The organism is Mesorhizobium sp. M0954 (assembly GCF_040319155.1).
Classification (GTDB): domain Bacteria; phylum Pseudomonadota; class Alphaproteobacteria; order Rhizobiales; family Rhizobiaceae; genus Mesorhizobium.
This window is the reverse complement of record NZ_JAMYNR010000035.1, coordinates 21887-47616: the sequence shown is the minus strand read 5'-3', so window position 1 is coordinate 47616 and position 25730 is coordinate 21887. Positions and strand designations below refer to the sequence as shown.

Annotated in this window: 24 protein-coding genes, 1 tRNA gene and 2 pseudogenes; 5 read left to right on the top strand and 22 right to left on the bottom strand. The window is 64.1% G+C overall.

The genetic code is table 11. The features are described from left to right. Positions 1-894 (bottom strand): dihydrodipicolinate synthase family protein, encoded by an 894-nt coding sequence (locus NKH93_RS29835; protein ID WP_352471244.1) that lies wholly within the window; start codon positions 892-894, stop codon positions 1-3. Positions 895-1060: 166 nt separating this feature from the next. On the opposite strand from NKH93_RS29835, the gene NKH93_RS29830 reads away from it, so the two are divergent. Further along, positions 1061-1651, top strand: coding sequence for a GntR family transcriptional regulator (locus tag NKH93_RS29830; protein WP_502893709.1), 591 nt, complete (start codon positions 1061-1063; stop codon positions 1649-1651). 13 nt (positions 1652-1664) lie between these two features. Here the strand turns inward: NKH93_RS29830 and NKH93_RS29825 are convergent, their stop codons facing one another. The 3 genes from NKH93_RS29825 to NKH93_RS29815 form a co-directional block, all read right to left on the bottom strand. Next, positions 1665-1979 carry a hypothetical protein gene (locus NKH93_RS29825; RefSeq protein WP_352471246.1) on the bottom strand — a complete coding sequence of 105 codons (315 nt, stop codon included), beginning with the start codon at positions 1977-1979 and terminating at the stop codon, positions 1665-1667. Positions 1980-2282: 303 nt separating this feature from the next. Next, positions 2283-2579, bottom strand: a complete 297-nt coding sequence (locus NKH93_RS29820; protein WP_352471247.1) for a hypothetical protein — start codon at positions 2577-2579, stop codon at positions 2283-2285. 307 nt (positions 2580-2886) lie between these two features. Continuing rightward, positions 2887-4383: a CoA-acylating methylmalonate-semialdehyde dehydrogenase gene (locus tag NKH93_RS29815; protein ID WP_352613323.1), complete on the bottom strand. Its 1497-nt coding sequence runs from the start codon at positions 4381-4383 to the stop codon at positions 2887-2889. Positions 4384-4603: 220 nt separating this feature from the next. Here NKH93_RS29815 and NKH93_RS29810 point away from each other — a divergent pair, with 220 nt between their 5' ends. Further along, positions 4604-5485: a LysR family transcriptional regulator gene (locus NKH93_RS29810; RefSeq protein ID WP_352683316.1), complete on the top strand. Its 882-nt coding sequence runs from the start codon at positions 4604-4606 to the stop codon at positions 5483-5485. A 37-nt stretch (positions 5486-5522) separates the two neighbouring features. Here the strand turns inward: NKH93_RS29810 and NKH93_RS29805 are convergent. From NKH93_RS29805 to rsfS, 8 genes and pseudogenes are all read right to left on the bottom strand, one after another. Then, positions 5523-6800, bottom strand: a pseudogene (locus NKH93_RS29805) (D-amino acid dehydrogenase); the annotation flags it as partial. Between the two features lie 117 nt (positions 6801-6917). Further along, a complete protein-coding gene (gene alr / locus NKH93_RS29800) occupies positions 6918-8069 on the bottom strand; it encodes an alanine racemase (protein WP_352974630.1) in 1152 nt (383 codons plus the stop codon). A 29-nt stretch (positions 8070-8098) separates the two neighbouring features. Next, positions 8099-8620, bottom strand: coding sequence for an RNA pyrophosphohydrolase (locus NKH93_RS29795; protein ID WP_352974627.1), 522 nt, complete (start codon positions 8618-8620; stop codon positions 8099-8101). A gap of 1 nt (position 8621) precedes the next feature. Beyond that, a complete protein-coding gene (locus NKH93_RS29790; protein WP_352974624.1) occupies positions 8622-9818 on the bottom strand; it encodes a divergent polysaccharide deacetylase family protein in 1197 nt (398 codons plus the stop codon). Between the two features lie 203 nt (positions 9819-10021). Then, complete coding sequence (locus tag NKH93_RS29785; RefSeq protein WP_023678065.1) at positions 10022-11347, bottom strand: S41 family peptidase; 1326 nt, start codon at positions 11345-11347, stop codon at positions 10022-10024. After that, positions 11348-12691, bottom strand: coding sequence for a murein hydrolase activator EnvC family protein (locus NKH93_RS29780; protein WP_352974621.1), 1344 nt, complete (start codon positions 12689-12691; stop codon positions 11348-11350). It lies immediately after the preceding gene. Between the two features lie 151 nt (positions 12692-12842). Next, on the bottom strand, positions 12843-13325 hold the full coding sequence (gene rlmH / locus NKH93_RS29775; RefSeq protein WP_023678067.1) for a 23S rRNA (pseudouridine(1915)-N(3))-methyltransferase RlmH: 483 nt from the start codon (positions 13323-13325) through the stop codon (positions 12843-12845). Between the two features lie 61 nt (positions 13326-13386). Then, positions 13387-13764: a ribosome silencing factor gene (gene rsfS, locus NKH93_RS29770; protein ID WP_023678068.1), complete on the bottom strand. Its 378-nt coding sequence runs from the start codon at positions 13762-13764 to the stop codon at positions 13387-13389. A gap of 239 nt (positions 13765-14003) precedes the next feature. On the opposite strand from rsfS, the gene NKH93_RS29765 reads away from it, so the two are divergent. Continuing rightward, positions 14004-14861: a mechanosensitive ion channel family protein gene (locus NKH93_RS29765; protein WP_352745856.1), complete on the top strand. Its 858-nt coding sequence runs from the start codon at positions 14004-14006 to the stop codon at positions 14859-14861. A 26-nt stretch (positions 14862-14887) separates the two neighbouring features. Here NKH93_RS29765 and NKH93_RS29760 read toward each other — a convergent pair. The 5 genes and pseudogenes from NKH93_RS29760 to obgE form a co-directional block, all read right to left on the bottom strand. After that, positions 14888-16178, bottom strand: a pseudogene (locus tag NKH93_RS29760) (MFS transporter). Positions 16179-16252: 74 nt separating this feature from the next. Then, complete coding sequence (locus NKH93_RS29755; protein WP_031212055.1) at positions 16253-16840, bottom strand: nicotinate-nucleotide adenylyltransferase; 588 nt, start codon at positions 16838-16840, stop codon at positions 16253-16255. Positions 16841-17003: 163 nt separating this feature from the next. After that, positions 17004-18290, bottom strand: a complete 1287-nt coding sequence (locus tag NKH93_RS29750) for a glutamate-5-semialdehyde dehydrogenase (RefSeq protein WP_023678072.1) — start codon at positions 18288-18290, stop codon at positions 17004-17006. Between the two features lie 13 nt (positions 18291-18303). After that, the gene (gene proB, locus NKH93_RS29745) at positions 18304-19458 is read right to left on the bottom strand and encodes a glutamate 5-kinase (RefSeq protein ID WP_352974614.1); all 1155 of its coding nucleotides are present in this window, start codon (positions 19456-19458) and stop codon (positions 18304-18306) included. A 2-nt stretch (positions 19459-19460) separates the two neighbouring features. After that, entirely contained in the window at positions 19461-20492 is a 1032-nt protein-coding gene (gene obgE, locus NKH93_RS29740; RefSeq protein WP_352450880.1) for a GTPase ObgE, read from the bottom strand. A gap of 172 nt (positions 20493-20664) precedes the next feature. Here obgE and NKH93_RS29735 point away from each other — a divergent pair, with 172 nt between their 5' ends. Further along, the gene (locus NKH93_RS29735; protein WP_352834002.1) at positions 20665-21534 is read left to right on the top strand and encodes an endonuclease/exonuclease/phosphatase family protein; all 870 of its coding nucleotides are present in this window, start codon (positions 20665-20667) and stop codon (positions 21532-21534) included. Between the two features lie 10 nt (positions 21535-21544). Here NKH93_RS29735 and NKH93_RS29730 read toward each other — a convergent pair whose 3' ends face one another. The 3 genes from NKH93_RS29730 to NKH93_RS29720 all read right to left on the bottom strand — a co-directional run bounded on the left by NKH93_RS29730 (position 21545) and on the right by NKH93_RS29720 (position 23327). Then, complete coding sequence (locus NKH93_RS29730; protein ID WP_352834005.1) at positions 21545-22132, bottom strand: GNAT family N-acetyltransferase; 588 nt, start codon at positions 22130-22132, stop codon at positions 21545-21547. 119 nt (positions 22133-22251) lie between these two features. After that, positions 22252-22521, bottom strand: a complete 270-nt coding sequence (gene rpmA / locus NKH93_RS29725) for a 50S ribosomal protein L27 (protein ID WP_023678077.1) — start codon at positions 22519-22521, stop codon at positions 22252-22254. Positions 22522-22619: 98 nt separating this feature from the next. Next, positions 22620-23327 (bottom strand): 50S ribosomal protein L21, encoded by a 708-nt coding sequence (locus tag NKH93_RS29720; RefSeq protein ID WP_352834007.1) that lies wholly within the window; start codon positions 23325-23327, stop codon positions 22620-22622. 336 nt (positions 23328-23663) lie between these two features. Here NKH93_RS29720 and NKH93_RS29715 point away from each other — a divergent pair. Then, positions 23664-23753: transfer RNA gene (locus NKH93_RS29715), tRNA-Ser, on the top strand. 74 nt (positions 23754-23827) lie between these two features. Here NKH93_RS29715 and NKH93_RS29710 read toward each other — a convergent pair. Together NKH93_RS29710 and NKH93_RS29705 are read right to left on the bottom strand one after the other, a co-directional pair. Beyond that, positions 23828-24403 carry a DUF308 domain-containing protein gene (locus NKH93_RS29710; protein ID WP_352974605.1) on the bottom strand — a complete coding sequence of 192 codons (576 nt, stop codon included), beginning with the start codon at positions 24401-24403 and terminating at the stop codon, positions 23828-23830. A 77-nt stretch (positions 24404-24480) separates the two neighbouring features. Next, a complete protein-coding gene (locus NKH93_RS29705; protein WP_352974602.1) occupies positions 24481-25077 on the bottom strand; it encodes a TetR/AcrR family transcriptional regulator in 597 nt (198 codons plus the stop codon). Between the last annotated feature and the right edge of the window lie 653 nt (positions 25078-25730).

Sequence of the window (25730 nt, the reverse complement as noted above, 5' to 3'; positions counted from 1 at the left end):
TCAGAATGTCGGCAGCTCTGGCCGCACCGCCAGCGCATCCCTGACGATCTTTTCGACTGCCTTGCGCCGCTCGCCCGACAATGGCTGGCGCGGCATGCGCACGCGGTCGTTGGTGTTGATCGCCAGCACTTCGGCAAGCTTGATGTTCTGCACCAGATAGGTCGAAACGTCGAGGTCGAGCAGCGGCCGGAACCAGCGGTAGATCTTCAACGCCTCCTCGCGGCGGCCCTGTCGCATCAGCTGGTAGATGGCGACGGTCTCGCGCGGGAACGCGGTGACCAGGCCCGCCACCCAGCCGATGGCGCCGACCGACAGCGCCTCGAAGGCGAGATTGTCTACGCCGGTGAACAGGTCGTAGCGGTCGCCGAGGCGGTTGATGATCTCGGTCGAGCGGCGGATGTCGTCGGAGGACTCTTTTATGGCGACGAAGCGTTGGTCCTTCGCCAACTCCTCCATCTGGTCGACGGTAACGTCGACGCGGTAGGCAAGCCGGTTGGAGTAGATCATCACCGGCAGGTCGCCGGCCGCGGCGACGGCGCTGAGTGCCGCGACCGTCTCCTCGGCATTGGTATGGTAGATCGGGCTCGGCACCACCATCAAACCGTTGGCGCCTTCCTTGGCGGCGCGGCGCGCGATCGCCGCCGCCTCGCGTGTACCGGCCTCGTTGACCGTCAACAGCACCGGTTTCTTGCCGGCGATCTTCTGCGCGGTCTTCAGCACCGCGATCTTCTCGTCGTGCGACAGCATCGGGCCTTCGCCGAGCGACCCGCAGACGATGATGCCGTCACAGCCGGCCTCCATCTGCAGCGCAAAGCAGCGCTCCATCTCGGCATGGTCGAGGCCGTCGTCCTCGGTGAATTTGGTCGTAACGGCGGGGAAGACTCCGGCCCACATGTCGATCGCTCCATCTGATATATCAGTCGTATATTTCTTAAGAAGCCGGCTGTCAACGTTGAATCTGATATGATATATCAACAATATATCAGGAGATGCCGCATTGGTATATGACAGCCCGGGCTCCGAGCCGGCAACTGCGAAGGCCTACCGCAGGCTCGAGCACATGATCGTAACTCTCGAACTGGCGCCGGCGAGCTTCATCACCGAGGGGGCGCTGATTGACAGGCTCGGCCTCGGCCGCACCCCGGTTCGCGAAGCAATCCAGCGGCTGGCCTGGGAGGGCCTGCTCGAGGTCCGGCCGCGCGCCGGCATCGCCATCGCGCCGCTTCACCCCGGCGACTGGCTGCGTGTCCTCGACGCCCGCCGTGGCGTCGAGGTGGTGCTTGCCCGCTCGGCCGCCCGCTTCGTCACCCGCGAGGCCGCCGACCTGTTCCATGACGCTGCCCTTGCCATGCAAAAGGCGGTGATTTCGGAAAATGTGTTCTACTTTATCCAGGCCGACAAGGCGCTCGACGAGGCGCTGGCCCTGGCTGCCGACAACCCGTTCGCCGCGCGCCTGGCGGCACCCTTGCAAACCCATAGCCGTCGCTTCTGGTTCCGCTACAAGGCCGATACCGGCTTGGCCGAATCCGCCGAGCATCATGTCGCACTGATCCGTTCGATCCTCGCCGGCGACGAAGATGCCGCGGCCAAGGACGCCAAGCGCCTGATGGCGCTTTTGCGCGGCCATGCCGAGGCAGCTGCCACACGCTGAGCCTGCCATTTCGTCATGCGCCCTGGCCGGGCAGGGCCATCACGTTTTCCCAATTGTCGCCGGCCGCGACGATGCAGCTTCTGCCGGCGATATCGGTGACGACGATGGTCCAGGTTCCGGTCTCGGCGACAAAGACTTCCATGACCGCCTCATGACCGATCAGCCCCAAAGCAAACTGCCTTTCCTGGAACTTCTCGCTCAAATGGGCGACGAGCTCGCCATGTTCAACGCAGTGTTGATATTGCGCGCCTGCGGTGTTCGTACCCACCGCCAATGCGCCAGCAAGAACCAGGGTTTTCACCCATCTCAACAGCGATTTGCGTGCCATAGGGCACCTCCTTTGCCATCACGTTCCGGCAAAGGAGGGGTTTGACGGCCTCATTTTGCCGGAGCGATCCAGGCCGGTTCCGACGTCATCATCATCGCGTCGTTCCTTTCTGTGTTCCGGTCTGCCATTGGTGGGAACGATTTAAGATGTTCCCATTATGTTCTCGATATATGGTATCGATAATGGAAAAGCGCAAGCAGGCGCCCAAGCGGGCGCCTGCAGATCCGTTTTACGGCTGTCGCCGAAAGAATGAGCCACAGGCCGCGCGGCCATGCCGAGGCGCGCAGACCCGTGATAAATCGTTCAGGTGCCTGGCAGCGCCGCTTTCGTCATCGCGCTCTCCCAGCCTTCGCCGACTGAAATCACGCAGCTTTGACCTTTTGTGTCGCTGGCGAGGATGGTCCATGTGCCCTTGTCGGAAACGAAGACTTCAAGCACCACATTCGGATTGACGACGCCGACCGCGCTCGGGTTTTCATGAAACTTCTCGCCGAGCGCCTTGACCATATCGGCGCGTGCCGCACATTGCTCCGCAGCCATTGCCGGGACGGCGGAAAGGGCCATCGCAGCGCAAGCTATAGTCGCCATGAGACGTGCCATCTGACACCTCCTTTGCGCCGGACGATATCCCCCGGAGCCGTCACCAGCGCCGTTGGTTGATCTGCCAGCATCTCCTTCGCGGCAGGACTGCAACCTAAGAAGATTGCTGCCTTCTTGGTTCCATCACATTAGTGTTCATGCCGATGAAGACCGCGGCAAAAAGGCCCGAGCTTGGTGCCCGGGCCTTTTCTTGCTTTCTGCGATTTGGATCAGTTCATCGTCGGGGTGACGAATTCGGCGCCATCCTTCACGCCGGCCCGCGCGCCCCAAGCCGAAGGCGAGGACGCGCTGACAGGAAACCGTTCGGTCAGTTCATCGTCGGGATGACGAACTCGGCACCGTCCTTCACGCCGGACGGCCAGCGCGACGTTACCGTCTTGGTCTTGGTGTAGAAGCGGAACGCGTCCGGCCCGTGCTGGTTGAGGTCGCCGAAGGAGGACGCCTTCCAGCCGCCAAAGGTGTAGTAGGCGATCGGCACCGGGATCGGCACGTTGATCCCGACCATGCCGACCTGAACCCGCGAGGCGAAGTCGCGCGCCGCGTCGCCGTCGCGGGTGAAGATGGCGACGCCATTGCCCATCTCGTGCTCGTTGGCGAGCTTGATGGCGTTCTCGTAGGTCGGTGCGCGCACCACCGACAGCACCGGCCCGAAGATCTCTTCCTTGTAGATACGCATGTCGGCGGTCACGTTGTCGAACAGGCAGCCACCCATATAGTAGCCGTTCTCGTAGCCCTGCATGGAAAAGCCGCGGCCGTCGACGACCAGCTTGGCGCCTTCCTTGACGCCGGTGTCGACATAGGACTTGACCCGTTCCAACGCCTGCGCCGTCACCAGCGGGCCGAAATCGGCGGAAGAATCCGTCGACGGACCGACCTTCAGGCTCTCGACGCGCGGTACCAGTCTTTCCATCAGCCGGTTGGCGGTGTCGTTGCCGACCGGGACGGCCACCGAGATCGCCATGCAGCGCTCGCCGGCCGAGCCGTAGCCGGCGCCGATCAGCGCGTCGACGGTCTGGTCCATGTCGGCATCCGGCATGATGATCATGTGATTCTTGGCACCGCCGAAGCACTGCACGCGCTTGCCGGCCGCGCAGCCGCGCGAATAGATGTACTGGGCGATCGGTGTCGAGCCGACGAAACCGATGGCCTTGATGTCAGCATCGTCGAGGATGGCGTCGACCACTTCCTTGTCGCCATTGACGACATTGAGGATGCCCGCCGGCAGACCGGCCTCGATAAACAGTTCGGCAATGCGCATCGGCACGCCCGGGTCGCGTTCGGACGGCTTGAGAATGAAGGCATTGCCGCAGGCGATGGCCGGCGCGATCTTCCACAGCGGGATCATCGCCGGAAAATTGAACGGCGTGATGCCGGCGACGACGCCGAGCGGCTGGCGCATCGAATAGACGTCGATGCCGGGGCCGGCGCCATCGGTGAACTCGCCCTTCATCATATGCGGCGCACCGATGCAGACCTCGACCACTTCGAGGCCGCGCTGGATGTCACCCTTGGCGTCGGCGATGGTCTTGCCGTGTTCGCGCGCCAATATCTCGGCCAGCGCGTCATACTCCTTGGCGACCAGCTCGAGGAACCGCATCAGGACGCGTACGCGCCGCTGCGGATTGGTCGCCGCCCAGCCGGGCTGTGCGGCCTTGGCGTTTTCGACCGCCGCGCGCAATTCCGCCTGCGAAGCCAGCGCCACCGTGCCGCGCACCGTGCCGTCCATCGGCTGCATGACGTCCTGCTTGCGGCCGCTGGTTCCGGCGACGCGCTTGCCGCCGATGAAATGACCGTATTCGATCATGGTCTCTCTCCCTGGTTTGTGATGAGGCATTCTCCGCCTTTGCGGAAGCGATGGCAACGCGAGCGAAAACGCAACCGTTGTGCACAAAATAGATAGCGGTGGGTGTCTGTGCATCAAATAGCGCAAATGATAGAGATGTGCGGTGTACGCCATGGGATTGAGAAATTGAGTTTCTTCGCCGTCGAGCGCTGCCGTAATCGTCATTATCCGGACCACCCTCATGAACTGGGATGATGCCCGTATCTTCCTTGCCGTAGCGCGGGCCGGCCAGATCCTCGGCGCCGCCAGGCGGCTGGAGCTTAATCACGCGACCGTCTCGCGCCGCATTGCCGCCCTCGAGGCCGCGCTCAGGACAAAACTGTTTCGCCGGCTTACCACCGGCAGTGAGCTGACGCCGGCGGGCGAGCGTTTCCTCGAGATTGCCGAACGCATGGAGGGCGACATGATCGCCGCGCGCTCGACCGTTTCAGGCGAAGGCGACGACATCTCGGGCACCGTGCGCATCGGCGCGCCGGACGGCTTTGGCGTCGCCTTCCTGGCCAGGCGCCTCGGCGCGCTGACCGCTCTGCACCGTGAGCTCACCATCCAGCTGGTGCCGGTGCCACGCTCCTTCTCTTTGTCCCGGCGCGAGGCCGACATTGCCATCACCGTCGAACGGCCGACGGAAGGCCGCCTGGTGGCGGGAAAGCTGGTCGACTACACGCTCGGCCTGTTCGCGTCGCGTGCCTACGCCGACACCCATGGCCTGCCCGGAACCGCCGCCGAGCTAGGCCAGCATACGCTGATCGGCTACGTGCCGGACCTAATCGTCAGTCCCTCGCTCGACTACGCGGCCGAATTCAGCCCCGACTGGCAGACCAGCTTCGCCATTTCCTCCGCGCTCGGCCAGGCCGAAGCGGTGCGTTCCGGCGCCGGCATCGGCATCCTGCACACCTTCGTTGCCCGCTCGATGCCGGAGCTGGTGCCTCTCGATATCGTCGCACCCATCCGCCGCGCCTACTGGCTGGTCTATCATGAATCGGTCAGGCCGCTGCGCCGCGTCCAGGTCGTCGCGAGCTTCATTACCAAGGCCGTCGAACGGGACAGGGGTTTGTTCGCGTGAGCCTGCCGGCCGCTGGCTGTCTTAGCTGGTGGGCGTCTTACTTGGCGTATCGTCCGGGCCCGAGATCGCCGACGTCGATGTCGGGCACCCGGCTGGAGATGATGTCGGCCAGAACTTTGGCCGAGCCGCAGGCCATGGTCCAGCCGAGTGTGCCATGGCCAGTGTTGAGATAGAGATTGGAGAAATCGGTGCGGCCGATCAGCGGCGGCCCGTCCGGTGTCATCGGCCGCAGCCCGCACCAGAAGGTCGCCGATCGCATGTCGCCGCTGCCCGGAAACAGGTCGCCGACCGAATGCTCGAGCGTGCGCCGCCGCGATTCATGCAGCCGCAGGTCGAAGCCGGAAATCTCCGCCGTGCCGCCGACCCGGATACGGTCGCCGAGCCGGGTGATCGCTACTTTGTAGCTCTCGTCCATCACGGTCGAGACCGGCGCGGCGGCGGCGTCCTTGATCGGCAGGGTGATCGAATAGCCCTTGACCGGGTAGACCGGGATGGGCCGCTTCAGCATGCGCATGAACCGTGCCGAATAGCTGCCCATCGCCATCACATAGGCATCGGCGACCATCCAGCCCTTGCTGGTGCTGATGTTGGTGATGCGATCGCGCTTCTTGACGACGCGCCGTATCTCCGTGTCGTATTCGAAGGTGACGCCGCGTGCCGCGCAAAGCTCGGCAAGCCTGTCGGTGAACATCTTGCAGTCGCCGGTTTCGTCGCCGGGCAACCGCAGGCCACCGACGAATTTCTCGCGCACGCCGGCCAGCCCAGGCTCGGCCGCAATGCAGCCGTCGGGGTCGAGGACCTCGTAGGGGACGCCATAGGCCTTCAGCACCTCGACATCGCCGCCGACGCCGTCGAGCTGCTTTTGCGTTCGGAAGAGCTGCAGCGTGCCCTTGGCGCGCTCGTCATAGGCGATGCCGGTCGCCTCGCGCAGCGCCTTCAGCGTGTCGCGGCTGTACTCGGCCAGCGGCACCATGCGCGCCTTGTTCAGCGCGTAGCGTTCAGCCGTGCAATTGCGCAGCATCTTGACCAGCCATATCCACATATGCGGATCGAGGGCCGGTCGCACCACCAGTGGACCGTGCTTCATCAAAAGCCATTTGATGGCCTTCAGCGGAACGCCGGGCCCGGCCCAGGGCGAGGCATAGCCGGGCGAGATCTCGCCGGCATTGGCAAAGCTGGTTTCCAGCGCCGGGCCTTTCTGGCGATCGATCACCGTCACCTGATGACCGGCCTCGGCAAGAAAATAGGCGGTGGTGACCCCGATCACGCCGCCGCCCAGCACGAAGATCTTCATCGTTTGGTTCTCCGCGGCGGCATCTCGTCGGGATTCGAGACCGGGATCATCGCCGCCTCATGTCTGCCGGATTCTGTGGCGCCAGCCAAGTGCCGATGCTTAGGGAAAAGACATGCGTGAGGACAACAACCTTGCGTCCTAGCCATTCACATAGCGCCGGTGGAAACGGTGGCCGAGGCTGGTCAAGACCTCATAGCCGATGGTGCCGGCCTGGCCGGCTACCTGGTCCACCGTCTGCGACGACGGTCCGATCAGTTCGACGAGGTCGCCGGCCTTCAGCCTGCCGGGCGGCAGTGCGGAAATGTCGAGGATGATCGTATCCATCGAAACCCGGCCGACGAAGGGCAGCCGCACATTTTCGAGCCAGGCGGCGGAAGCGGCGCGACGATGCCAGCCATCGCCGTAGCCGAGCGAAATCGTCGCCGCGGCAAGCGGGGCCTTGGCGTGGAAAGTGTGACCGTAGCCGACACCGGCGCCGGCCTCCAATATCCGCGTCTGGATGACCTTGGCCTGCAATCGCACCACCGGCAGCATCGGGTTTTCCTTCGCCGGCGTCGGATTGATGCCATAGAGAGCGGCACCCGGACGAACGAGGTCGTAGTGATAGCGCTGTCCGAGAAAAATGCCTGATGAGTTGGCAAACGAAGCCGGCGCTTCCGGCAGCATCCGGCGCAGCCGTTCGAATTCCAGCCGCTGCCGCTCGTTGGCCGGCTGCTCGGGTTCGTCGGCGCAGGCGAGATGGCTCATCACGAACGTCAGTTCGACACCGTCGAAAGCCTGCGGATCCTGCGCGACTGCCTTCACCTCGGATGGCGTCATGCCGAGCCGCGACATGCCGCTGTCGACCTGGAGGGCGGCCGGCAACTTACGGCCCACCCGCCCGGCCATCTCGCGCCATGCCGCGAGTTGGCTGGCGCTGTTGAGTACGGTGCAAAGCCCTGCCACAACCGCTTCCGTTTCCGCACCCGGCGGAATGCCGTTCAGCACATAAATGGCCGGATCTGAGCCGAGCGCCTTGCGCAGCAAGATGCCGCCGGCCAAATGCGCAACAAAGAAAGTATTGCAGCCCTCACCCATCAGCGCCGCCGCCACCGGCGCCGCGCCAATCCCATAGCCGTCGGCCTTGACCACTCCAGCACAGCCGACGCCGCCCAGCCGCGCCTTCAGCCGCCGGTAGTTCTCACGGACGGCGCCGAGATCGATGGTCAGGATCGCCCCTGCCGCGGCTTCGCTGATCGGTTCGCTCAGGGTGACGGTCGGCGGAAGAGATTTGCTGGAGATGTTGTTCATGCCGACCTGTTTTAACGGAAGGCCGGCGGCTACGCCACCAGGTGCCGGAACGCCGCCACCACGTCTTCGTAGACCTTGCGCTTGAACGGCACGATCAGGCCCGGCAATTCCAGCATCGGCCGCCACGCCCACCGGTCGAACTCGGCCTTGTGGCCACCCGGCGGCGGATTGATCGCGATCTCGCTTTCGTCGCCGTGGAAACGGAAGGCAAACCATTTCTGCGTCTGGCCGCGATATCGTCCCTTGAAGGCGACGCCGACCAGATGCGCCGGCAGGTCGTATTTGATCCAGTGCGGCGCCTCGGCCAGCAGCGACACCGAGCGCATGCCGGTCTCTTCGTAAAGTTCACGCGCCGCCGCGGGCAGCGGCTCCTCGCCATCATCGATGCCGCCCTGCGGCATCTGCCAGAGCTGCGTCGTTCCAGCGAATTCGCTGTCCGGCTCGGCAATGCGACGGCCGACCCAGACCAGGCCGGCCTCATTGAGGACCATCACCCCTACGCAGGGCCGGTAGGGCAGCGCCTCGGGGTCAACGAGCTTGCTCTTTGCCATCTCAGCCTTTTTCCGGATCTATGGCCACCGCCGAAACCGGCACGATCTCGATGCCGCGCTTCTTGGCCTCGGTCACCCAGGAAGACACGGTATCCACCGTCAGGTCGAAAGCCGAGCCGATGCCGACGGCAAACCCTTTCGCCCGTGCCGTCGCTTCCAGCCCATCCAGTTTCTTCAATATGGCGCCGCGGTCCTGCACCGCATCGATCGCCGTATCGCCGCCGACGAACGGCACGCCGTCCTTCAGCGCCAGTTCGGGTGCCAGGCTGCGCGCCGACGAACCGTCGTCGACATAGGCCAGACCACGCTTGCCAAGCTCGGCCATCAACGGCCCCATCGCCGTCGCGTCGGCCGAAAAGCGGGCGCCCATATAGTTCATGACGCCGGTGTAGTTGGTCGTTCGCGACAGCGCCCAGCGTAAATTCTTCAAATTCTCGTCCGGCGTTGCAGCCACGGTCAGCGTGTTACGGCCGGGATTGACGTTCGGATAGTCGAACGGCTCAAGCGGTACCTGCATGATGACCTCATGGCCGCTCTGCCGCGCCACCTGCATCCAGCGGCCGATGCTGTTGCCTTGCGGCGCGAAGGCCAGCGTCACTTCCGCCGGCAGCTTGGCGATGGCTGCCTGCGTGCCGGTCTGCGACACGGCAAGCCCGCCGATGACGAGCGCGACGCGTGCACCGCGAGCCCCGGACCACGGCCGCGCATAGACATCGAACGGGCGCCTGCCGTCGGGGGCGCGGATCGGCAACGGACCGGTTTCGCTGGCCTCGACCAGCGCCTTGTCGGGAATATGCGCGATCCTGAGGTTCTGGCCGATCGTCGAAGGGTCGCGAATGACTATGGCCGCCTCGGGTGGAGCGTCGCCCCCCTCGGTCTGGACATGGATGATCTGCGGACCGCCCGTCTGCGGCCCGCTTATGTTGGACCCGCTTGCGTTGCTTGGCGCTGCCGTTTCGGGCGTCGCCTTGGCGGGCGCGGCGGCGGTATCCGCCGCCGGCGTCGTCGGCGTCGAAACGGCTACTTCTTGCAGCTTCCGGAACGGCTTGTCTCGCAAGGCGATCGCGCTGGAGACGCCGACCACGGACAGCACGACAAGCGCGGCCGCGACCGTACCGGCGCTGATCCCGCTGCCTGAGTGCGGCAGCCGGATCGCCTGTCCGAGAGGTCGTTCTATGTCCTTGCCGATATCAGCCAAGCCCGCACCCCCCGGCGTGCATCCCCGAAGTAAACCTTCTCCGGAGGCACAAAATCCAAAATGTCGGCGCGTCCCCTTGCTTCACTGGACGCGCAGCATGCCGGCCGCGGCCCCCGAATCAAACTGCCGGAGCCTCGCGGCCCCGGCAGCATCGCATCGCTTCGCTCAGGCAGCCAGACCTGTTTGGCCCGGCTTGCCCGCCCTTACTGGTTCAACACGGCCTTTTGCGGATTCGGCGGGAACGCCGGATCGGTCTTCTGGCCGCGCAGCAGCTGCTCGGCATAGATGAGCTGCAAATCGTCCTTCGGTTCCGGCGGCACATAGGCTGCCGAACCCGAACCGGTCGTGCTTTCGTCGGCGCCCTTGATATGGCCCTTGAGGTCCGATTCGCCGCGCGTCAGGTCCCTGCCCTGCAGTTCCGCCGGCAGCGGCTGGTCGACCTTGATGTCGGGCGTGATGCCCTTGCCCTGGATCGACTTGCCGGACGGCGTGTAATAGAGCGCCGTCGTCAGCCGCAGCGCCCCGTTCTCGCCAAGCGGAATGATGGTCTGCACCGAACCCTTGCCGAAGGACTGCGTGCCGACCACCGTGGCGCGGCGCAGATCCTGCAGCGCGCCGGCGACGATTTCCGAGGCACTGGCCGAGCCGCCATTGACGAGCACGATCAGCGGCTTGCCGCCGATGTCGTCGCCGGCCCGCGCGTCGAAGCGGGTGACGTCCTTCGGATCGCGGCCGCGCGTCGAGACGATCTCGCCACGGTCGAGGAAGGCATCCGACACGCTCACCGCCTGGTCGAGCAAACCGCCCGGATTGAGACGCAGGTCGAGCACGTAGCCCTTGAGCTTGTCGTTCGGCACCTGCTTCTTGATGGTGTCGATGGCATTCTCGAGGTCGTCATAGGTTTTTTCGGTAAAGGAGGTGATCTTCATGTAGCCGATGTCGTTTTCGACCCGGAACTTGACCGCCTTGACCTTGATGATATCGCGCACGACGGTCAGTTCGATCGGCTTGTCGGCGCCCTGGCGCAAGATGGTGAGCTTGATCGGCGTATTGACCAGCCCGCGCATCTTCTCGACGGCGTCGTTGAGCGTCAGGCCGCGGACCTCCTCGCCGTCGATCTTGGCGATATAGTCGCCGGCGAGCACGCCTGCCTTGGCGGCCGGCGTATCGTCGATCGGCGTGATCACCTTGACCAGGTCGTTCTCCATGGTGACCTCGATGCCGAGGCCGCCGAATTCGCCCTTGGTCTGCACGCGCATGTCCTGCGCTTCTTCGGCATTCATGTAGGAGGAGTGCGGGTCGAGCGACGACAGCATGCCGTTGATGGCATTTTCAACCAGCGACTTGTCGTCGGGCGGCGTCACATAATTCGCCCGTACCCGTTCGAAGATATCGCCGAAGATCGCCAGTTGCTTATAGGTCTCGGAGCCCGCAGCTTTCGCTGTCGAGCCGGGCGCGCCATAGACCAGGCTCATCGCCGATGCACCCATCAGCGCACCGGCAAACAGAAGCGACAGTTTCCGCATCATTCACGTCCTTCCAGAAAAACGGTCCGCCCACCATGGGGCCGGATCGACGGGTTTTCCATCCTTGCGGAACTCGACATAGAGCTCCGGCGTGGCATTTCCATTCTTCGATGCCGAGGTGCTCGCCACCCGGGCCTCTCCCATCGCGCCGACCGGCTCACCTGCGAGCACCGACTGGCCAGACGCGACGCTGATTCTGCTCATCCCCGCCAGGACGACATGATAGCCGTCACCCGCATTCAGGATCAAGAGTTGACCGTAAGAGCGGAAAGGCCCCGCATAAAGCACATTTCCATCCGCCGGCGCTGTGACGATGGCTCCCGATTGTGTCGCAACCATGTCACCGAGCATCATCGCGCCGTTACCGTCGTCGGCCCCGAAGCGCCGCTTGATCCTGCCGGTGACCGGCAGCGCGATCTGCCCTTGAAGCGCGGAAAACGGCGCGGCAGCGGTGAGCCTGTTGCTCTCCGGCACCGGCAGCGAGGCCAATTCCGTCGGCGCCGCAGCCGATACCGGGCCCTTGTCGGCGTCGGCCGTCTTTTGCTCGGCTGCCTTGGCCGCATCCGCCGCCTTGCGGGCTCTGTCGGCCTCGAGCGAGGCGATCAGTTCTTTCAGGCTGCCGGCCTTGGCCGCCAGCGTCGCGGACCGCTGCTTTTCGACGGCCAGCGCGGTTTGCGTATCGGCGGCGAGCTTCTGCTTGGCTTCGAGCAGCATGCCGAGCCGCTTTTTTTCCGCCGCCTGCTCGCCGACAGCTGCCGTCAGCCGCGCCCGCGCGGCCTCGATCGAGGCCGTCACCCGCGACTGCTCCTTGAGGTCGGCCAGCAACATGTCGGTCTGCTGGCGCAGTTCCGGCACCACGGCACCGAGCAGGATGGCGCTGCGCACCGACGACAATGCGTCCTCCGGCTTGACCAGGATCGCCGGCGGCGGATTGAGCCCCATGCGCTGCAGCGCGCCGAGCACTTCGGCCAGAACGTCGCGTCTGGCGGCCAGTGAGGCGCGGATCTTCTGCCCCTGCGCCTTCAGCCCTTCCAGCTTGCCGCCAATGTCCTCGATGTCCTGGCCGAGCTTCTGCTCGGTCATCGCCGACTGGATCAGCGCCGCGGTGATCGAGGCGTGGTCCTTCTTGACAGCCGCTATGTCGGCGGCGAGCTTGGCCAGCCGCTCGGACGACAGCGTGATCTCTTTCGATACTTTTTCGTATTCGGCGCGGCTCTGGTCCGGGTCGGGCGCCAGGTCGAGCGTGTTCTCGGCCCGCGCGACGCCGAGCGAAAGCGCGATCGTCGCCACGGCGATGCCGTAGCGCACGCGCCAGGAGCCCGTTCGTGATTTCCAGTCTTCAGACATTGAAGCCCAACTCTATGCGCGGCTTCGTTAACGAACCATCAACCATGTTCGAGCCCCGGCCGTCATCGACAAACCCCATGAGCCCAAACTGTCGATGAGCATTGGGGCAAAAATCCGGGCGGCTGGCATCAATTCGCCGACGGAGCCGAGTTCATGAACGATGGTAGGGGTGACCGGAAAGGATCGTGGCCGCCCGGTAAAGCTGCTCGCCCAGCATCACGCGGACCAGCTGATGCGGCCAGGTCAGCGCGCCGAGCGACACCGTCAGATCAGCCAGGTCGCGCAGTGACTGGTCATGGCCGTCGGCGCCGCCAATGGCGATCACCAGCGCCTTGCGCCCGCCATCGCGCAGCGAACCTATGCGGCCGGCGAAATCCTCGGAGGAAAGGTTCTTGCCGCGCTCATCCAGCAGCATCAGCGCCGTGCCCGGTTGCAAGTGCGTCTGCAGCTTCTGGCCTTCCTCGCGCCGGCGCTCATTGGCCGTCTGCGCGCGACCTTCGGCAATCTCGACGATCCCGGCGAATTCGAGGCCTACGGCAGGACCGCTCCTGGCAAAACGCTCGAAATAGCGGTCGGCCAACTGCTTCTCGGGGCCGGCTTTCATTCGGCCCACGGCATGAACCGTAATCTTCATCCCTGCCTCGAAGAGCCGCTGATGCATGTCGGACAACGACATGCATCAAGACGAATACGGCTCAGTGGAGGGTCTCCTCCTCGAGATCGGGCGCCTGCCACATCTTTTCGAGATTGTAGAAGTCGCGGACCTCGGGACGGAAGACATGGACGATGATGTCGCCCGAATCGATCAGGACCCAGTCGGCGCCAGCCAGCCCCTCGACGCGCGCAGTGCCGAGCCCGGCATCCTTGAGCGCCTTAAGGAGATGATCGGCAACAGCCGAGACATGACGGTGCGATCGGCCAGACGCGACGACCATGTAGTCGCCGAGGCTCGATTTCCCCTGAATGTCGATTGAGACGATGTTTTCGGCCTTGGAGTCTTCCAGACTGGCAAGGACTGTCTTGATGGCGCGGGACACGGCGTCGTTTACGCTGATCCCGGCCGGCGAAGGCACGATGTCGGCCTTCTTCCGCAGTGCTGTTCTCAGTGTATTTCCTTTCGCAGCAAGAACAACCAAATCACCTCTGAAATCAGGTGACACTGCTTAGATAGGCAGAGTTAGGTTGCAGTTTCAAGACACCGCTCGCAAGCAGGCACCCGGCAGCGGCCGAATATCCGGCTTTTCGGGCCAGAAAATCGGAACCGCCTCGCCCCGCAGCGGTTATCGGCTCATCCACGAACCGGAATCCCGACATGCCGATCGATCCCCAGAACGCCCTCCTCACCGTGCAATCCGGCCTGGCGCAACTCAGCACGCTGATCGTCTCCTACTCGCTTTCGGCGGTCGGCGCCGTCATCCTGCTGGTCATCGGCTACATCGTCGCCGGCCTCGCCGAGCGTTCGATCTATGCCGGCCTCGGCCATATCAGCGGCTTCGACGAAACGCTCCGCCATTTCTTCTCGCAGGTCGTCCGCTACGCCATCCTGGGACTGGTCGTGATCATGGTTCTCGGCCAGTTCGGCGTGCAGACGGCTTCGATCATTGCCGCTATCGGTGCCGCCGGCCTGGCCATCGGCCTGGCGCTGCAAGGCACGCTGCAGAACATTGCCGCCGGCATCATGCTCCTGGCGCTGCGGCCGTTCCGCATCGGCGAATATGTCGAAGTCGGCGCGATATCCGGCACCGTCGAGGAGATCGGGCTGTTTGCCACAACGCTGAGGACGGTCGAAGGCGTCTACGTGCTTGCACCCAACTCGACCCTGTGGAACCAGCCGGTCCGCAACTTCACCCGCAACGGTGTGCGCCGCGGCGACATCACGCTCAGCATCGGCTCCTGGAACGACATCGATTTTGCGCAGAAGACCATGCTCGGTGTCGCCGCCGCCGACCGGCGCGTCAGGCGGCAGCCGGCGCCGATCGCCTTTGTCGCGACTGTCGGCGACAGCACCGTCGCCATCACCTTGCGCTACTGGACGGCGGCTGCCGATTTCTTCGCCGCCCAGATCGACCTCACCAAGAGCGTCAAGCAGGCATTCGATGCCGAAGGCCTTTCGGTCCCGGCGCCGGCACCGAAAGCGCCTCAGCCGGATGCCTCAGCCACGCGGCAATAGAGGATTTGAAACCAGCTGGAGGGCGTTCAAAGTCCTTCGCGCCGGCGCTGATCTTCAGGCGCGAAGGCGAGATCGACAGGCAACGGCGCCTGCGCCGTCATTGGCGCGAAACTGCCGGTCTCGCGTGGCGGGCACCGGCCGCACCATGACGACGCGCCAGAGAACGAACAGGCAGTAGGCGGTGGCAATGACGATTGCCACATAGATGAAGGCCTGCGTGCCGTAGACGGCGGAAAGTCCGGTCACAATGCCGGGTACGACGAAGCCGGACAGCGACCAGGCAAACAAAAGCGAGCTCGACAACGCCACCATGTCGTCCTTGCCGGCGCGGTCGCCGGCATGGGCGCTGGCAAGCGAATAGATCGATTCCGAGGCGCCGTCCCAGACCACATAGATGACGAGCAGCGCCGCCAGCGCGCCGCCGTCGAAACCGAGGGCAAACAGGCCCGCCGCGGCGGCAAGCGCCGACGCCGCGATCAGCACAAAGCGCCGGTCGGTGCGGTCGGAAATCCAGCCGAGCGGAATCTGCAGGATCAGCGTGCCGACCGGCATTGCCGAAAGCAGCAAGGCGACGTCGGCCTGGCTGTAGCCCTTGGCCGTGGCATGGATCGGCGCAAAACCCGAGATCGTCATCGACAGGCCGCCGACGGCAAGCATGCCGGCAACTCCGACCGGGGAGATCCGCCAGGCGCGGGCGAGCGCCACGGACGCCGCTTGCGGCGCCGGCGGCTGCGCAAGCCGCGTCAGCCCGACGGGAAGGATCGACAGCGCGGTGAAGGCAATGCCGATCAGCGGCGCGTCGGCCGCGCGGATATCGATCAACGCCAGCGTCGAGTAGCCGACGCCGAGCCCGGCGACATAGGCAACGTAGAAGATAGCCATGACCCGGCCGCGGATGGCGTTGGCGACGACATCGTTCAGCCAGCTCTGCGCGACAATGAACAGGCCGCATATGGCAAAGCCGTAGAGTGCCCGTGCAGCGATCCATGGCAAGGGGTGCGGCCCGGCGCCGACCGCGGCGTTGGACAGCACGATCAGTGCCGACAGCACCATGAACACGCGGGCATGGCCGACACGCCGCACCAGCGGCCCGGTCAGGATGCAGCCGGCAAGGCCGCCAGCCGAAAGGCCGGTGACGATCAGCCCCGCCCATGTCGGATCGAAGCCCTCGGCGCCGAGCCGGACTGGGATATAGGCGAACATCAGCCCATTGCCGACGGCGATCAGCGCCATCGACAAGAGGATGCTGGCAATGGCGATCGACGGCGCCGGCTGCCCTAGACCGTTCTTGTCCTGGTCGCGCTCGAGAATCGTCATGACCGAGGATCGCCCATCAAGCAGGTCAAGGCAGCGGCAAAAGCGACATCACCGGACTTGCCTTCCGCGCCGGTTCAGCCCTTTGCCACCTTGCGGATCGCGCTCGACGACAGCGACGAACGCGGGCCGTGGATGAAGGTCCAGGCCGGCGCCGTCATGCGGGCGAGCCGCGGTGCGTCGCCTTCGTCGACGCGGGCATAGTCGAAGGTCTTGGCGACCACCGACGACAGGAACGACAGCGTCGCACCCGGCCGGTCGACCACCGCGATCGGAAACGTCATCACGATGCGGCGCCAGCGCTGCCAGCGGTGGAAGTCGCGAAGCGAGTCGGCGCCCATGATCCAGACGAAATCGACGCCCGGGTTCCGCGCCTTGACCAGCGCCAGCGTGTCGGCGGTGAAGCGGACGCGGTGGGCCGCCTCGAAGGCGGTGACCTTGATCTTCGGGTTCTTGGCGATCTTTTCGGATAGCTGCAGCCGCTCGGCCAGCGGCGCCAGGTCACCGGCATTCTTGAGCGGGTTGCCCGGCGTCACCATCCACCACAACTGATCGAGCGCAAGCCGTCTGAGCGCGATCTCGGCGACCAGCGCATGGCCGGCATGCGGTGGGTTGAATGAACCGCCGAACAGCCCGACCGCCACGCCTTTCCCGGCATGCGGCATGTGCAGATAGTGGGAGGATACGGATTCCTTACCCTCCCCCTTGTGGGGAGGGTCGATCCGCGAAGCGGAGCGGGGTGGGGGTGTTGCAGAGTTCAGCGTCGCACCCCCACCCGGCTCGCGATGCTCGCCACCCTCCCCACAAGGGGGAGGGTAAGACCGGCGCTCAAGGCCTCACCTGTCCCGACCCGCGTACGCGGTATTTGAACGAGGTCAGTTGCTCGACGCCGACCGGCCCGCGTGCATGCATCTTGCCGGTGGCGATGCCGATCTCGGCGCCCATGCCGAACTCGCCGCCATCGGCAAACTGGGTCGAGGCGTTGTGCAGAAGGATCGCCGAATCGACCTCGTTGAAGAACCGGTCGACTGCTGTGGCGTCCTCGGCGATGATCGCCTCGGTGTGATGCGAGGAAAACGTCTCGATATGCTCGATGGCGCCGCCAATGCCGTCGACCAGCTTCACCGCAATGATGGCATCGAGATACTCGGTCACCCAGTCTGCATCGGTCGCGGGCTGGGCATCGGCATAAAGCCTCAGCGCCTCGGCATCGGCATGGATCTCGCAGCCTGCCGCCCGCAAGGCCTCGAGGATCGGTACCAGGTGCGTGCCGGCGGCGGCACGGTCGACCAGCAGCGTCTCGGCAGCACCGCACACCCCGGTGCGCCGCATCTTGGCATTGACCGCGATCTTGACCGCCATGTCGAGATCGGCCGATCGGTCGATATAGAGATGGCAGATGCCCTCGAGATGCGCGAAGACCGGCACCCGCGCCTCGTTCTGCACACGCTCGACCAGGCTGCGGCCGCCGCGTGGAATGATGACCTCGAGATTGCCGGAAAGTCCTTTCAGCATTTCGCCGACGGCGGCGCGATCGGTGGTCGGCACCAATTGTATGGCATCCTCCGGCAGCCCGGCTGCCTTCAGCCCCTCGACCAGGCAGGCATGGATAGCGGCGGAAGAATTCGCCGAATCCGAGCCGCCGCGCAGGATCACCGGATTGCCCGCCTTGAGGCAGAGCGCGCCGGCATCGGCGGTCACGTTAGGCCGGCTCTCATAGATGACGCCGACGACGCCGAGCGGCGTGCGCACCCGTTCGATATGCAACCCGTTCGGCCGGTCCCATGCGGCAATGACATCGCCGACCGGATCGCGTAACCCGGCGATCTCGCTGATACCGTCTGCCATGGCGCGGATGCGGGCGGGATCGAGCTTCAGCCGATCCATCGACGCTGCCGATAGGCCAGCCTCCCTGCCATTTCTGATGTCGATGGCATTGGCGTCGAGGATGTCCTGCTCATGCCGAAGGATCGCCTGAGCCATGCCGAACAGCGCCGCGTGCTTGCGCTCGGCCGCAGCTATGGCCAGCGGGCGGGCCGCGGCACGCGCGCGGCGGCCGATATCGGCCATCAGCGCCACGGTATCATCCCGGGATTTTTCATGCAGCGTCAGCATGGCTCATCCTCCGCTATGTAACCTGGTCACCGACTACTTGCTCGCCACCGGCATGGCTCACCACAAGATCGTCGCGGTGGATCATCGCCGAACGCGCCTCGTAGCCGAGCACCGTTTCGATCTCGGTCGTCTTCAGGCCAGCGATCCTTACGGCATCGGCGGCATCATAGGCAACCAGCCCGCGCGCGATCTCGCGGCCCTCGGGCGACAGGATCGCCACCGTGTCGCCACGCGCAAAATTGCCGCTGACCAGTTTGACGCCGGCCGGTAGCAGCGACTTGCCGGAGAGCAGCGCGCCGATGGCGCCGGCATCGACGGTCAGCCGTCCTGCAGGTTCGAGCTGCCCGGCGATCCAGGTCTTGTAGCCCTTGACCGGATTGGCGCTCGGCCGGAAGAAGGTGGCACGCTCGCCGCGCTCGATTGCCAGCAGCGGCGACAGCCGCGTGCCCGATGTGATGATCATGGCGGTGCCGGCGGCGGTCGCGATCTTGCCGGCGTCGAGCTTGGTGCGCATGCCGCCGCGCGACAATTCCGAAGCAGCGGCACCCGCCATCGCTTCGATGTCGGGAGTGATGCGGTCGACGACCTGAATGAATCGAGCTTGCGGGTCACGCGCCGGCGGTGCCGTGTAGAGCCCGTCAACGTCGGAGAGCAGCACCAAAAGGTCGGCGCCCATCATAGTGGCGACGCGCGCCGCCAGCCGGTCGTTATCGCCATAGCGGATTTCGGAGGTGGCCACCGTATCGTTCTCGTTGATGACCGGCACCGCCTTCATCTTGAGCAGTGTCGAGATCGTCGCCCGCGCGTTGAGATAGCGGCGACGCTCTTCGGTATCGCCGAGCGTCAGCAGGATCTGGCCCGATTTCAAGCCATTCTTGCCGAGCGCATCCGACCAGGCGCCGGCCAATGCGATCTGCCCGACGGCAGCAGCAGCCTGGCTCTCCTCGAGCTTCAGCGCCCGCTTGCCGAGACCGAGGATGGTGCGGCCAAGTGCAATCGCCCCGGAAGACACGACGAGAATTTCGGCGCCGCCACTGGCCAGCATGGCGATGTCGTCGGCAAGCGAGGCCAGCCAGTCGCGCTTCAGGCCCGTCGTGCGGTCGACAAGCAGCGCCGAGCCGATCTTGACGGCAATGCGCCGATAATTTTTCAGCGATTGCGCGGCCATGGCTATGTGTTCCAGCGCGTCTCGACCGGCGCAGCGACCGCCTCGCGTGCATCGGCCACCACAGCGATCAGCGCGCGCAACACCGCCTCGACGCCTTCGCCGGTGACCGCCGAAAGCAGCATCGGCGCGCGGCCGGCGGCACGTTTCAGCGAGGCGGTCTTTTTCTTGCGTGCGTCGGCATCGAGTATGTCGACCTGGGAAAGCGCGACGATTTCGACCTTGTCGGTCAGCCCATTGCCGTAGGCTTCGAGCTCGGCACGCACGGTCTTGTAGGCATTGGCCGGATTTTCTTCCTGCGCCGAGACAAGATGCAGAAGGACACGCGTGCGCTCGACATGGCCAAGGAAGCGGTCGCCGATGCCGACACCTTCATGCGCGCCTTCGATCAGGCCCGGGATATCGGCAATGACGAATTCGCGACCGTCGATGCGGGCCACGCCAAGGCCGGGATGCAGCGTGGTGAAGGGATAGTCGGCGATCTTCGGCTTGGCCGCGGTGACCGCCGCCAGGAAGGTCGACTTGCCGGCGTTGGGCAGCCCGACGAGGCCGGCATCGGCGATCAGCTTCAGCCTGAGCCAGATGTTGAGCTCTTCGCCCGGCAGTCCGGGATTGGCGCGGCGCGGCGCCTGGTTGGTCGAGGTCTTGAAGTGCTGGTTGCCGAAGCCGCCATTGCCGCCCTTGGCCAAAAGAAAGCGCTGGCCGACGACCGTGAGATCGCAGATCAGCGTCTCATTGTCCTCGGCAAAGACCTGCGTTCCGGCCGGCACTTTCAGCGTCACGTCGGCACCCTTGGCGCCAGTCATGTTGCGGCCCATGCCGTGCGTGCCGGTCTTGGCCTTGAAATGCTGCTGATAGCGATAGTCGATCAGCGTATTCAGCCCATCGACCGCCTCGACCCAGACATCGCCGCCGCGGCCACCGTCGCCGCCGTCGGGGCCGCCGAACTCGATGAACTTTTCGCGCCGGAACGACACCGAACCGGCGCCGCCGTCGCCGGAGCGGATGTAGACCTTGGCTTGATCGAGAAATTTCATCGGATTGTATGGTTTCTGTTATTGGCTTTGCGGGATTGCTCTAAAGCAAGGCGGGACGAAGGGCGAGGGCCGTTTTTGCTACTGTAACGTCGCGCGTAGCTCTGGACGCGTAGCATTTGGTTGACCCTTGCCGAAAATCGATCTTCGGCTTTCCAAAGCGCGAGATGTCGGAATGAAACTGGTAACTTACAATATCCACTACGGCGTCGGTCTCGACGCCCGCTACGATGTCGGCCGTATCGCCGATGCCGTGCGCGGCGCCGACGTGATCGCGCTGCAGGAGGTCACCCGCGCCAACCCGAAGAATGGCGGCCGCGACATGGTGGCCGACCTCGGCGAGGCGCTGCCCGACTATTTTGCCGTCTACGGCAGCAATTTCGAAGCCGACGCCGGCTCGCGCCTGGAGAACGGCCGCGCCATCACGACCACCTTCCAGCTCGGCAACATGGTGCTGTCGAGGACGCCGATCCATCTGTCGCGCAATCTCCTTTTGCCGCGCAGCCGCAGTGTCGAAGCGATGAACTTCCAGCGCGGCGCGCTGGAGGCGCTGATCGAAACGCCGCTTGGTCCGATCCGCTTCTATTCCACCCATCTCGACCATCGCAGCCCGGTTGAACGGCTGAGCCAGATCCGCTTTCTGCGCCAGCGCCTGTTGAACTACCCGCTCGAGGGCGGCGGGCTCTCCGGCGTCGCCGAGATCGGCTTGCCGGACCTGCCTTGTCCCGAAGCCTTCGTCGTCATGGGCGACTTCAACATGCTGGCCGGATCGCCGGAACATGTCGAACTCGCCGGTCAGGCTGACCATGAATTCGGCATGCCGGTGACCGCCGACCTCGCCATCGATGCTGCCACCCGCCTCGGCGCTGGCGGCGCCGATCTCGTCACCTGGGTCGACCCCAAGCGGCCGGACGATACCAGCCGCTACAAGCGCATCGACTACATCTTCACCAGCGCCTCGCTTGCCAAGTCGCTGAAGCGCCTGTGGGTCGACCGGCAAGCGGCCGGTTCGGATCACTTGCCGGTCTGGCTCGAGATGACGTGAGCCGCACCCATCAAAAATGCACCCAGTTCCGCAGGCTGGTCCAGGTCTTGCGATCGAGGCGGTAGCGTTCGACCGGCACCTGACCGGCAACGATCGAGTTCAGCATGCCCTGGCCGGCATACTGGAAGCCGCATTTGTGGATGACCCGGCGCGAGGCCGGATTGATAACCCGCGTCGAGGCGTGCAGCACCTGGATCGTGGTTCTCTGGAAGGCAAGGTCGACCAGTGCGTGCGCTGCTTCCGTCGCGTAGCCGCGTTTCCAGTGCGGCTCGCCGATCCAGTAGCCGAGCTCCAGCCCACGATCCGTGGTGTTGAGCCCGGCACAGCCGACGAAGGTCTCGGTGCCGGCCAGCGTCAGCGCATAGGCGATTCCGGCCCGGCGCGATGCCGTCATGGCCAGGAAAGCGCGTGCCTCGGCCTCGCCATAGGGATGCGGCATGCGAGCCAGCATTTCCGCGACATGGCGGTTGTCGGCGAGCGCCACCAATTGCTCGATGTCGCTTTCACGCGGGGCACGCATGACCAGCCGCTCGGTCGCGAGCACCGGGCAATCTATCGTGTAACTTTCGTCGTCTGAGTCTTCCGCTTCGGCAACCATATCAAAGTCCTCCAGGCACAAGAAAAAGGGGAGATGGAAACCCATCTCCCCTGATCCATTTCCTGGCTTGGCCAGACACCGGTCCCGAGATGGGTGCCGGTGTTCTCGTGCGGAACCGGCTACTCCGCTGCCTTCGTCATCGGGTTCACCGATACGTAGGTTCGGCCATTGGCTTTTTTGTTGAAGGTGACTGCGCCAGCTTCGAGCGCAAACAGCGTGTGGTCCGTGCCAATGCCGACATTGGTGCCGGGATGCCACGTCGTGCCACGCTGACGAATGATGATGTTGCCCGGAATCACGGCTTCGCCGCCGAACTTCTTCACGCCGAGCCGCTTGGAATGGGAGTCGCGACCATTGCGCGACGATCCGCCAGCTTTCTTGTGTGCCATCTAACTACTCCGATGCGCCGCGAGGCGCCTAAACGATCTTATGAACGCGTTCGCGTTCCGTTTCAAGTCCGATCCGGCGACGATTGCGTCGGTTCGTTCTACTTCTTCGCCAATTCCTTGGCCTGCTCACGCCAGTCCTTGATCTGGTCGGCGCTGAACGGCATGTGCTCGTCGATCTTGGCGACGTCCTTGTCGGACAGCTTGGCGATCTGGGCAAAGGTGGTGATGCCCTGTTCGTTGAGCTGGCCGGCGGCGACCGGGCCGATGCCCTTGATCACGGTCAGGTCGTCCGGCTCGCCCTTCGGCGCCTTGAACAACGGTGCGGCGGCTTCGGCAGCCTTGTCCTCGGTCGTCTCGGCCTTGGCTTCCTTCTTCGGCGCAGCCTCTGCCTTCACTGCTGCCTTCGGCGCGGCTTCAGCCTTCGCCTCGGTCTTGGCTGCAACTTCAGCCTTCGCTTCGGTCTTGGCGGCGGCCTTCTTCGCCGGCTTGGCGCCACCCAGCAGGATCTCGGCGATCCTGACGGTGGTCAAAAGCTGGCGATGGCCGATCTTGCGGCGCGAATTCTGCCGGCGGCGCTTCTTGAAGGCGATGACGGTACGGTTCTTGCCCTGCTCGACGACTTCGGCGGTGACCATCGCACCATCGACGAACGGCGCACCGAATGTGACGTTCTCGCCTTCGCCATGCGCGAGCACGTTACCGATCTCGACGATGTCGCCGACATTGGCTTCGAGTTTTTCGATCTTCAGGAGATCGTTGGCGGCAACGCGATACTGCTTGCCGCCCGTTTTGATGACTGCGAACATTTTTTGCCTTTCGCTGTTCGGTCGGCCTTGATGAACCGCTTCAGGCGGTTCGGCCGTCTTTTTGTCGTCTGCGGGTTCAAAAAACAAGCGGCGCGGAAGATCCCTCCACGCCGATTGCGCGCTGTCCCTAACCGAAGGTTCGGCTTGAGTCAAGGCAAGCGCCGCGGGCAAGCTGCGAATGGGTTGAGCCCAGACCTTGCAAATATCGAGCAGTGACCACCGGAGCCTCGAAGAAGCACGGACAGAAGCTGCGGCGCCGGGGCAGATTGGCCCTTGTAACCTGCCTGTCCAGCCGTTATCTAGTGCGCCGCGCCGGCAACGGCGGACCATGACCGCGGAGAGGTGGCAGAGTGGTCGAATGCACCGCACTCGAAATGCGGCATGGGTGCAAGCCCATCGGGGGTTCGAATCCCTCCCTCTCCGCCACTTCGGAATTGTCCATTCCGGACCCATAGGTAACAGCATCTCTCATCGCGCCGGTAATGGCTTAAGACGGCACGCTATGCAGCCTTCCGCCGCAATTGGCTCACGCTCAGCCACACCGCCGAAACCAGGAAGTAGAGGGCGCCTACTGCGGCATAGCCGGCCACGTTGGTGATCGATGGCGGCATCGGCATCCGCGCCTGTGCGATGAAAAACGTGCCTGCCAGTGCTGACTGCCCTCCGCTCAGGACCATCGCCCACTGCGCACCAGAGCTCTTCCAACGGCGGACAGCGGTACCGAGTTGAAGCAGGCCGGACAGGATCGCCCATAGGCCGAACACGCCCAGCACCCAGTTCATGCTCATCTTCTGCGCAACAACGACCGCGAACGTTGTCGCCACACTGACCGCGACGTTGATGGCCTGGGTGCGATTCTGTCCCAATCCTCCGCTGCGCGATGCGTCGACAAAATTGGCCAGGGCATCCCATGCAGGATAAGCCACGAGCAAAACCGCCGCGACCACCCCGGAATGCTGTCCCACCGTAAAGGCAGCCGCCACCCAGACAGCCGAGAACGTCGTCCGAGCGAAGTAATAGAGCTTGAGCCATTGTTCCTGGCTGGCGCGGGAGAGATCGCCACTGTGAACCGTCATTGGATTGTCCTTTCGACTAGTAGGTAGGGGCTCTCGACGAACGTCGCGGAGTGATCGCTAGTATGGTTAGTTGAGATCTAGGCTGGTATCCGGGGGGAAGCGCGGAGCCGCTCCAGGAGCGGGCCGGTCACGACGGCGAATATCTTCGGATCGCCATAGGCCCGTGCTGAAAGCATCGCGCCGTGAACGGTCGCCATGAACGCTTCAGCCTCGGCACGAGGGGTACTCATCAGTCGAAATTGGCCGTGCCGCGCACCGCGCTCCATCACGGATGTCAGCCAAGCCGACAGCGAGCGGAAATGCGCCCGGACCTCAAGGCTAACTTCCTCGGGCAGCACGGGGAGCTCGCTTGCCAACAGCGCGCAGATACAAAACGGGGCGCTGGCGTTCGCGATGCAGGCTTCCCAATACCCGGCATAGATCCGCAACTGTTCGAGCGGATCGGATTCGTGAAGTTCGACATTTGCAATCCCCGCTTCAGTTTCTTCGCGATACCGCGCAACCAGCGTCCGAACCAGATCGACCTTGCTTGGGAAATGGTGATGGATGCTCGCCTTACGGATCCCGACCACATCAGCAATGTCAGCATAACTGAAACCGTTGTAGCCGCCAGCCACGATCAGCGAACGCGCACAAGCCAGGATGTCGTCAGAGGTGGTAGACAAGTTGCTCATGCTTTTACCTACCTTCTGGTAGGATGGCAGTCAAGCCTTTTTGCAACGCGAGCGACAAACAGAGAGCAGTAGCGTGGAATTAGGTAGCTATGGCGTAGACGTAGGTCCCATCTTCGTCGTTCACGGCCCTCCATCCATTCAGAAAGCTCCGGGTGTTTGTCGATCGAGGTAGCCATCCCACTTCGAGGACGAGGTAACACCCTCCGGCCGACCGGACCACCGCTAGTCGCCGTGCGGCACTAGGCGTTTGCACCGACTGCGCTATTTCCCCATCGTCAGCTTGTTCTATCGCTGGTTGAAGACTGGGAGGTTTCCATGGATCGGCGACTATTTTTGACAGGAATGTTTGGCATTGCCGGGGCCGCGGCCCTTGCAAGCACGGTTCGGCCAATCAATGCGGTGGCCGGCGTTCCAACTGCCAGAAGGGGCATTCTCGATGAACTCGAGGCGCCGGATGTCGAGACCTTCGACGACGACGAAACTCAAGCAGAGTTGCAACCAGTCTATCATCGCCGGTGGCACATGCCGCGCCGGCGCCGCCGGCGCGCCTGGAGAAGGGTCTGTCGCGTTTACTGGCGAAACGGCTATCGGCGCAGGCGGTGCTTCCGCAGGCGCGTCTGGGTCTGGTTTCGATTCTAGCAACTGGCCGGCTT

What these genes read in the sequence shown, in the direction of transcription:
- NKH93_RS29835 (WP_352471244.1), bottom strand. Translation starts at nt 894, where the DNA reads ATGTGGGCCGGAGTCTTCCCCGCCGTTACGACCAAATTCACCGAGGAC.
- NKH93_RS29830 (WP_502893709.1), top strand. Translation starts at nt 1,061, where the DNA reads ATGATCGTAACTCTCGAACTGGCGCCGGCGAGCTTCATCACCGAGGGG.
- NKH93_RS29825 (WP_352471246.1), bottom strand. Translation starts at nt 1,979, where the DNA reads ATGGCACGCAAATCGCTGTTGAGATGGGTGAAAACCCTGGTTCTTGCT.
- NKH93_RS29820 (WP_352471247.1), bottom strand. Translation starts at nt 2,579, where the DNA reads ATGGCACGTCTCATGGCGACTATAGCTTGCGCTGCGATGGCCCTTTCC.
- NKH93_RS29815 (WP_352613323.1), bottom strand. Translation starts at nt 4,383, where the DNA reads ATGATCGAATACGGTCATTTCATCGGCGGCAAGCGCGTCGCCGGAACC.
- NKH93_RS29810 (WP_352683316.1), top strand. Translation starts at nt 4,604, where the DNA reads ATGAACTGGGATGATGCCCGTATCTTCCTTGCCGTAGCGCGGGCCGGC.
- alr (WP_352974630.1), bottom strand. Translation starts at nt 8,069, where the DNA reads ATGAACAACATCTCCAGCAAATCTCTTCCGCCGACCGTCACCCTGAGC.
- NKH93_RS29795 (WP_352974627.1), bottom strand. Translation starts at nt 8,620, where the DNA reads ATGGCAAAGAGCAAGCTCGTTGACCCCGAGGCGCTGCCCTACCGGCCC.
- NKH93_RS29785 (WP_023678065.1), bottom strand. Translation starts at nt 11,347, where the DNA reads ATGATGCGGAAACTGTCGCTTCTGTTTGCCGGTGCGCTGATGGGTGCA.
- NKH93_RS29780 (WP_352974621.1), bottom strand. Translation starts at nt 12,691, where the DNA reads ATGTCTGAAGACTGGAAATCACGAACGGGCTCCTGGCGCGTGCGCTAC.
- rlmH (WP_023678067.1), bottom strand. Translation starts at nt 13,325, where the DNA reads ATGAAGATTACGGTTCATGCCGTGGGCCGAATGAAAGCCGGCCCCGAG.
- NKH93_RS29765 (WP_352745856.1), top strand. Translation starts at nt 14,004, where the DNA reads ATGCCGATCGATCCCCAGAACGCCCTCCTCACCGTGCAATCCGGCCTG.
- NKH93_RS29755 (WP_031212055.1), bottom strand. Translation starts at nt 16,840, where the DNA reads ATGCCGCATGCCGGGAAAGGCGTGGCGGTCGGGCTGTTCGGCGGTTCA.
- NKH93_RS29750 (WP_023678072.1), bottom strand. Translation starts at nt 18,290, where the DNA reads ATGCTGACGCTGCATGAAAAATCCCGGGATGATACCGTGGCGCTGATG.
- proB (WP_352974614.1), bottom strand. Translation starts at nt 19,458, where the DNA reads ATGGCCGCGCAATCGCTGAAAAATTATCGGCGCATTGCCGTCAAGATC.
- obgE (WP_352450880.1), bottom strand. Translation starts at nt 20,492, where the DNA reads ATGAAATTTCTCGATCAAGCCAAGGTCTACATCCGCTCCGGCGACGGC.
- NKH93_RS29735 (WP_352834002.1), top strand. Translation starts at nt 20,665, where the DNA reads ATGAAACTGGTAACTTACAATATCCACTACGGCGTCGGTCTCGACGCC.
- NKH93_RS29730 (WP_352834005.1), bottom strand. Translation starts at nt 22,132, where the DNA reads ATGGTTGCCGAAGCGGAAGACTCAGACGACGAAAGTTACACGATAGAT.
- rpmA (WP_023678077.1), bottom strand. Translation starts at nt 22,521, where the DNA reads ATGGCACACAAGAAAGCTGGCGGATCGTCGCGCAATGGTCGCGACTCC.
- NKH93_RS29720 (WP_352834007.1), bottom strand. Translation starts at nt 23,327, where the DNA reads ATGTTCGCAGTCATCAAAACGGGCGGCAAGCAGTATCGCGTTGCCGCC.
- NKH93_RS29710 (WP_352974605.1), bottom strand. Translation starts at nt 24,403, where the DNA reads ATGACGGTTCACAGTGGCGATCTCTCCCGCGCCAGCCAGGAACAATGG.
- NKH93_RS29705 (WP_352974602.1), bottom strand. Translation starts at nt 25,077, where the DNA reads ATGAGCAACTTGTCTACCACCTCTGACGACATCCTGGCTTGTGCGCGT.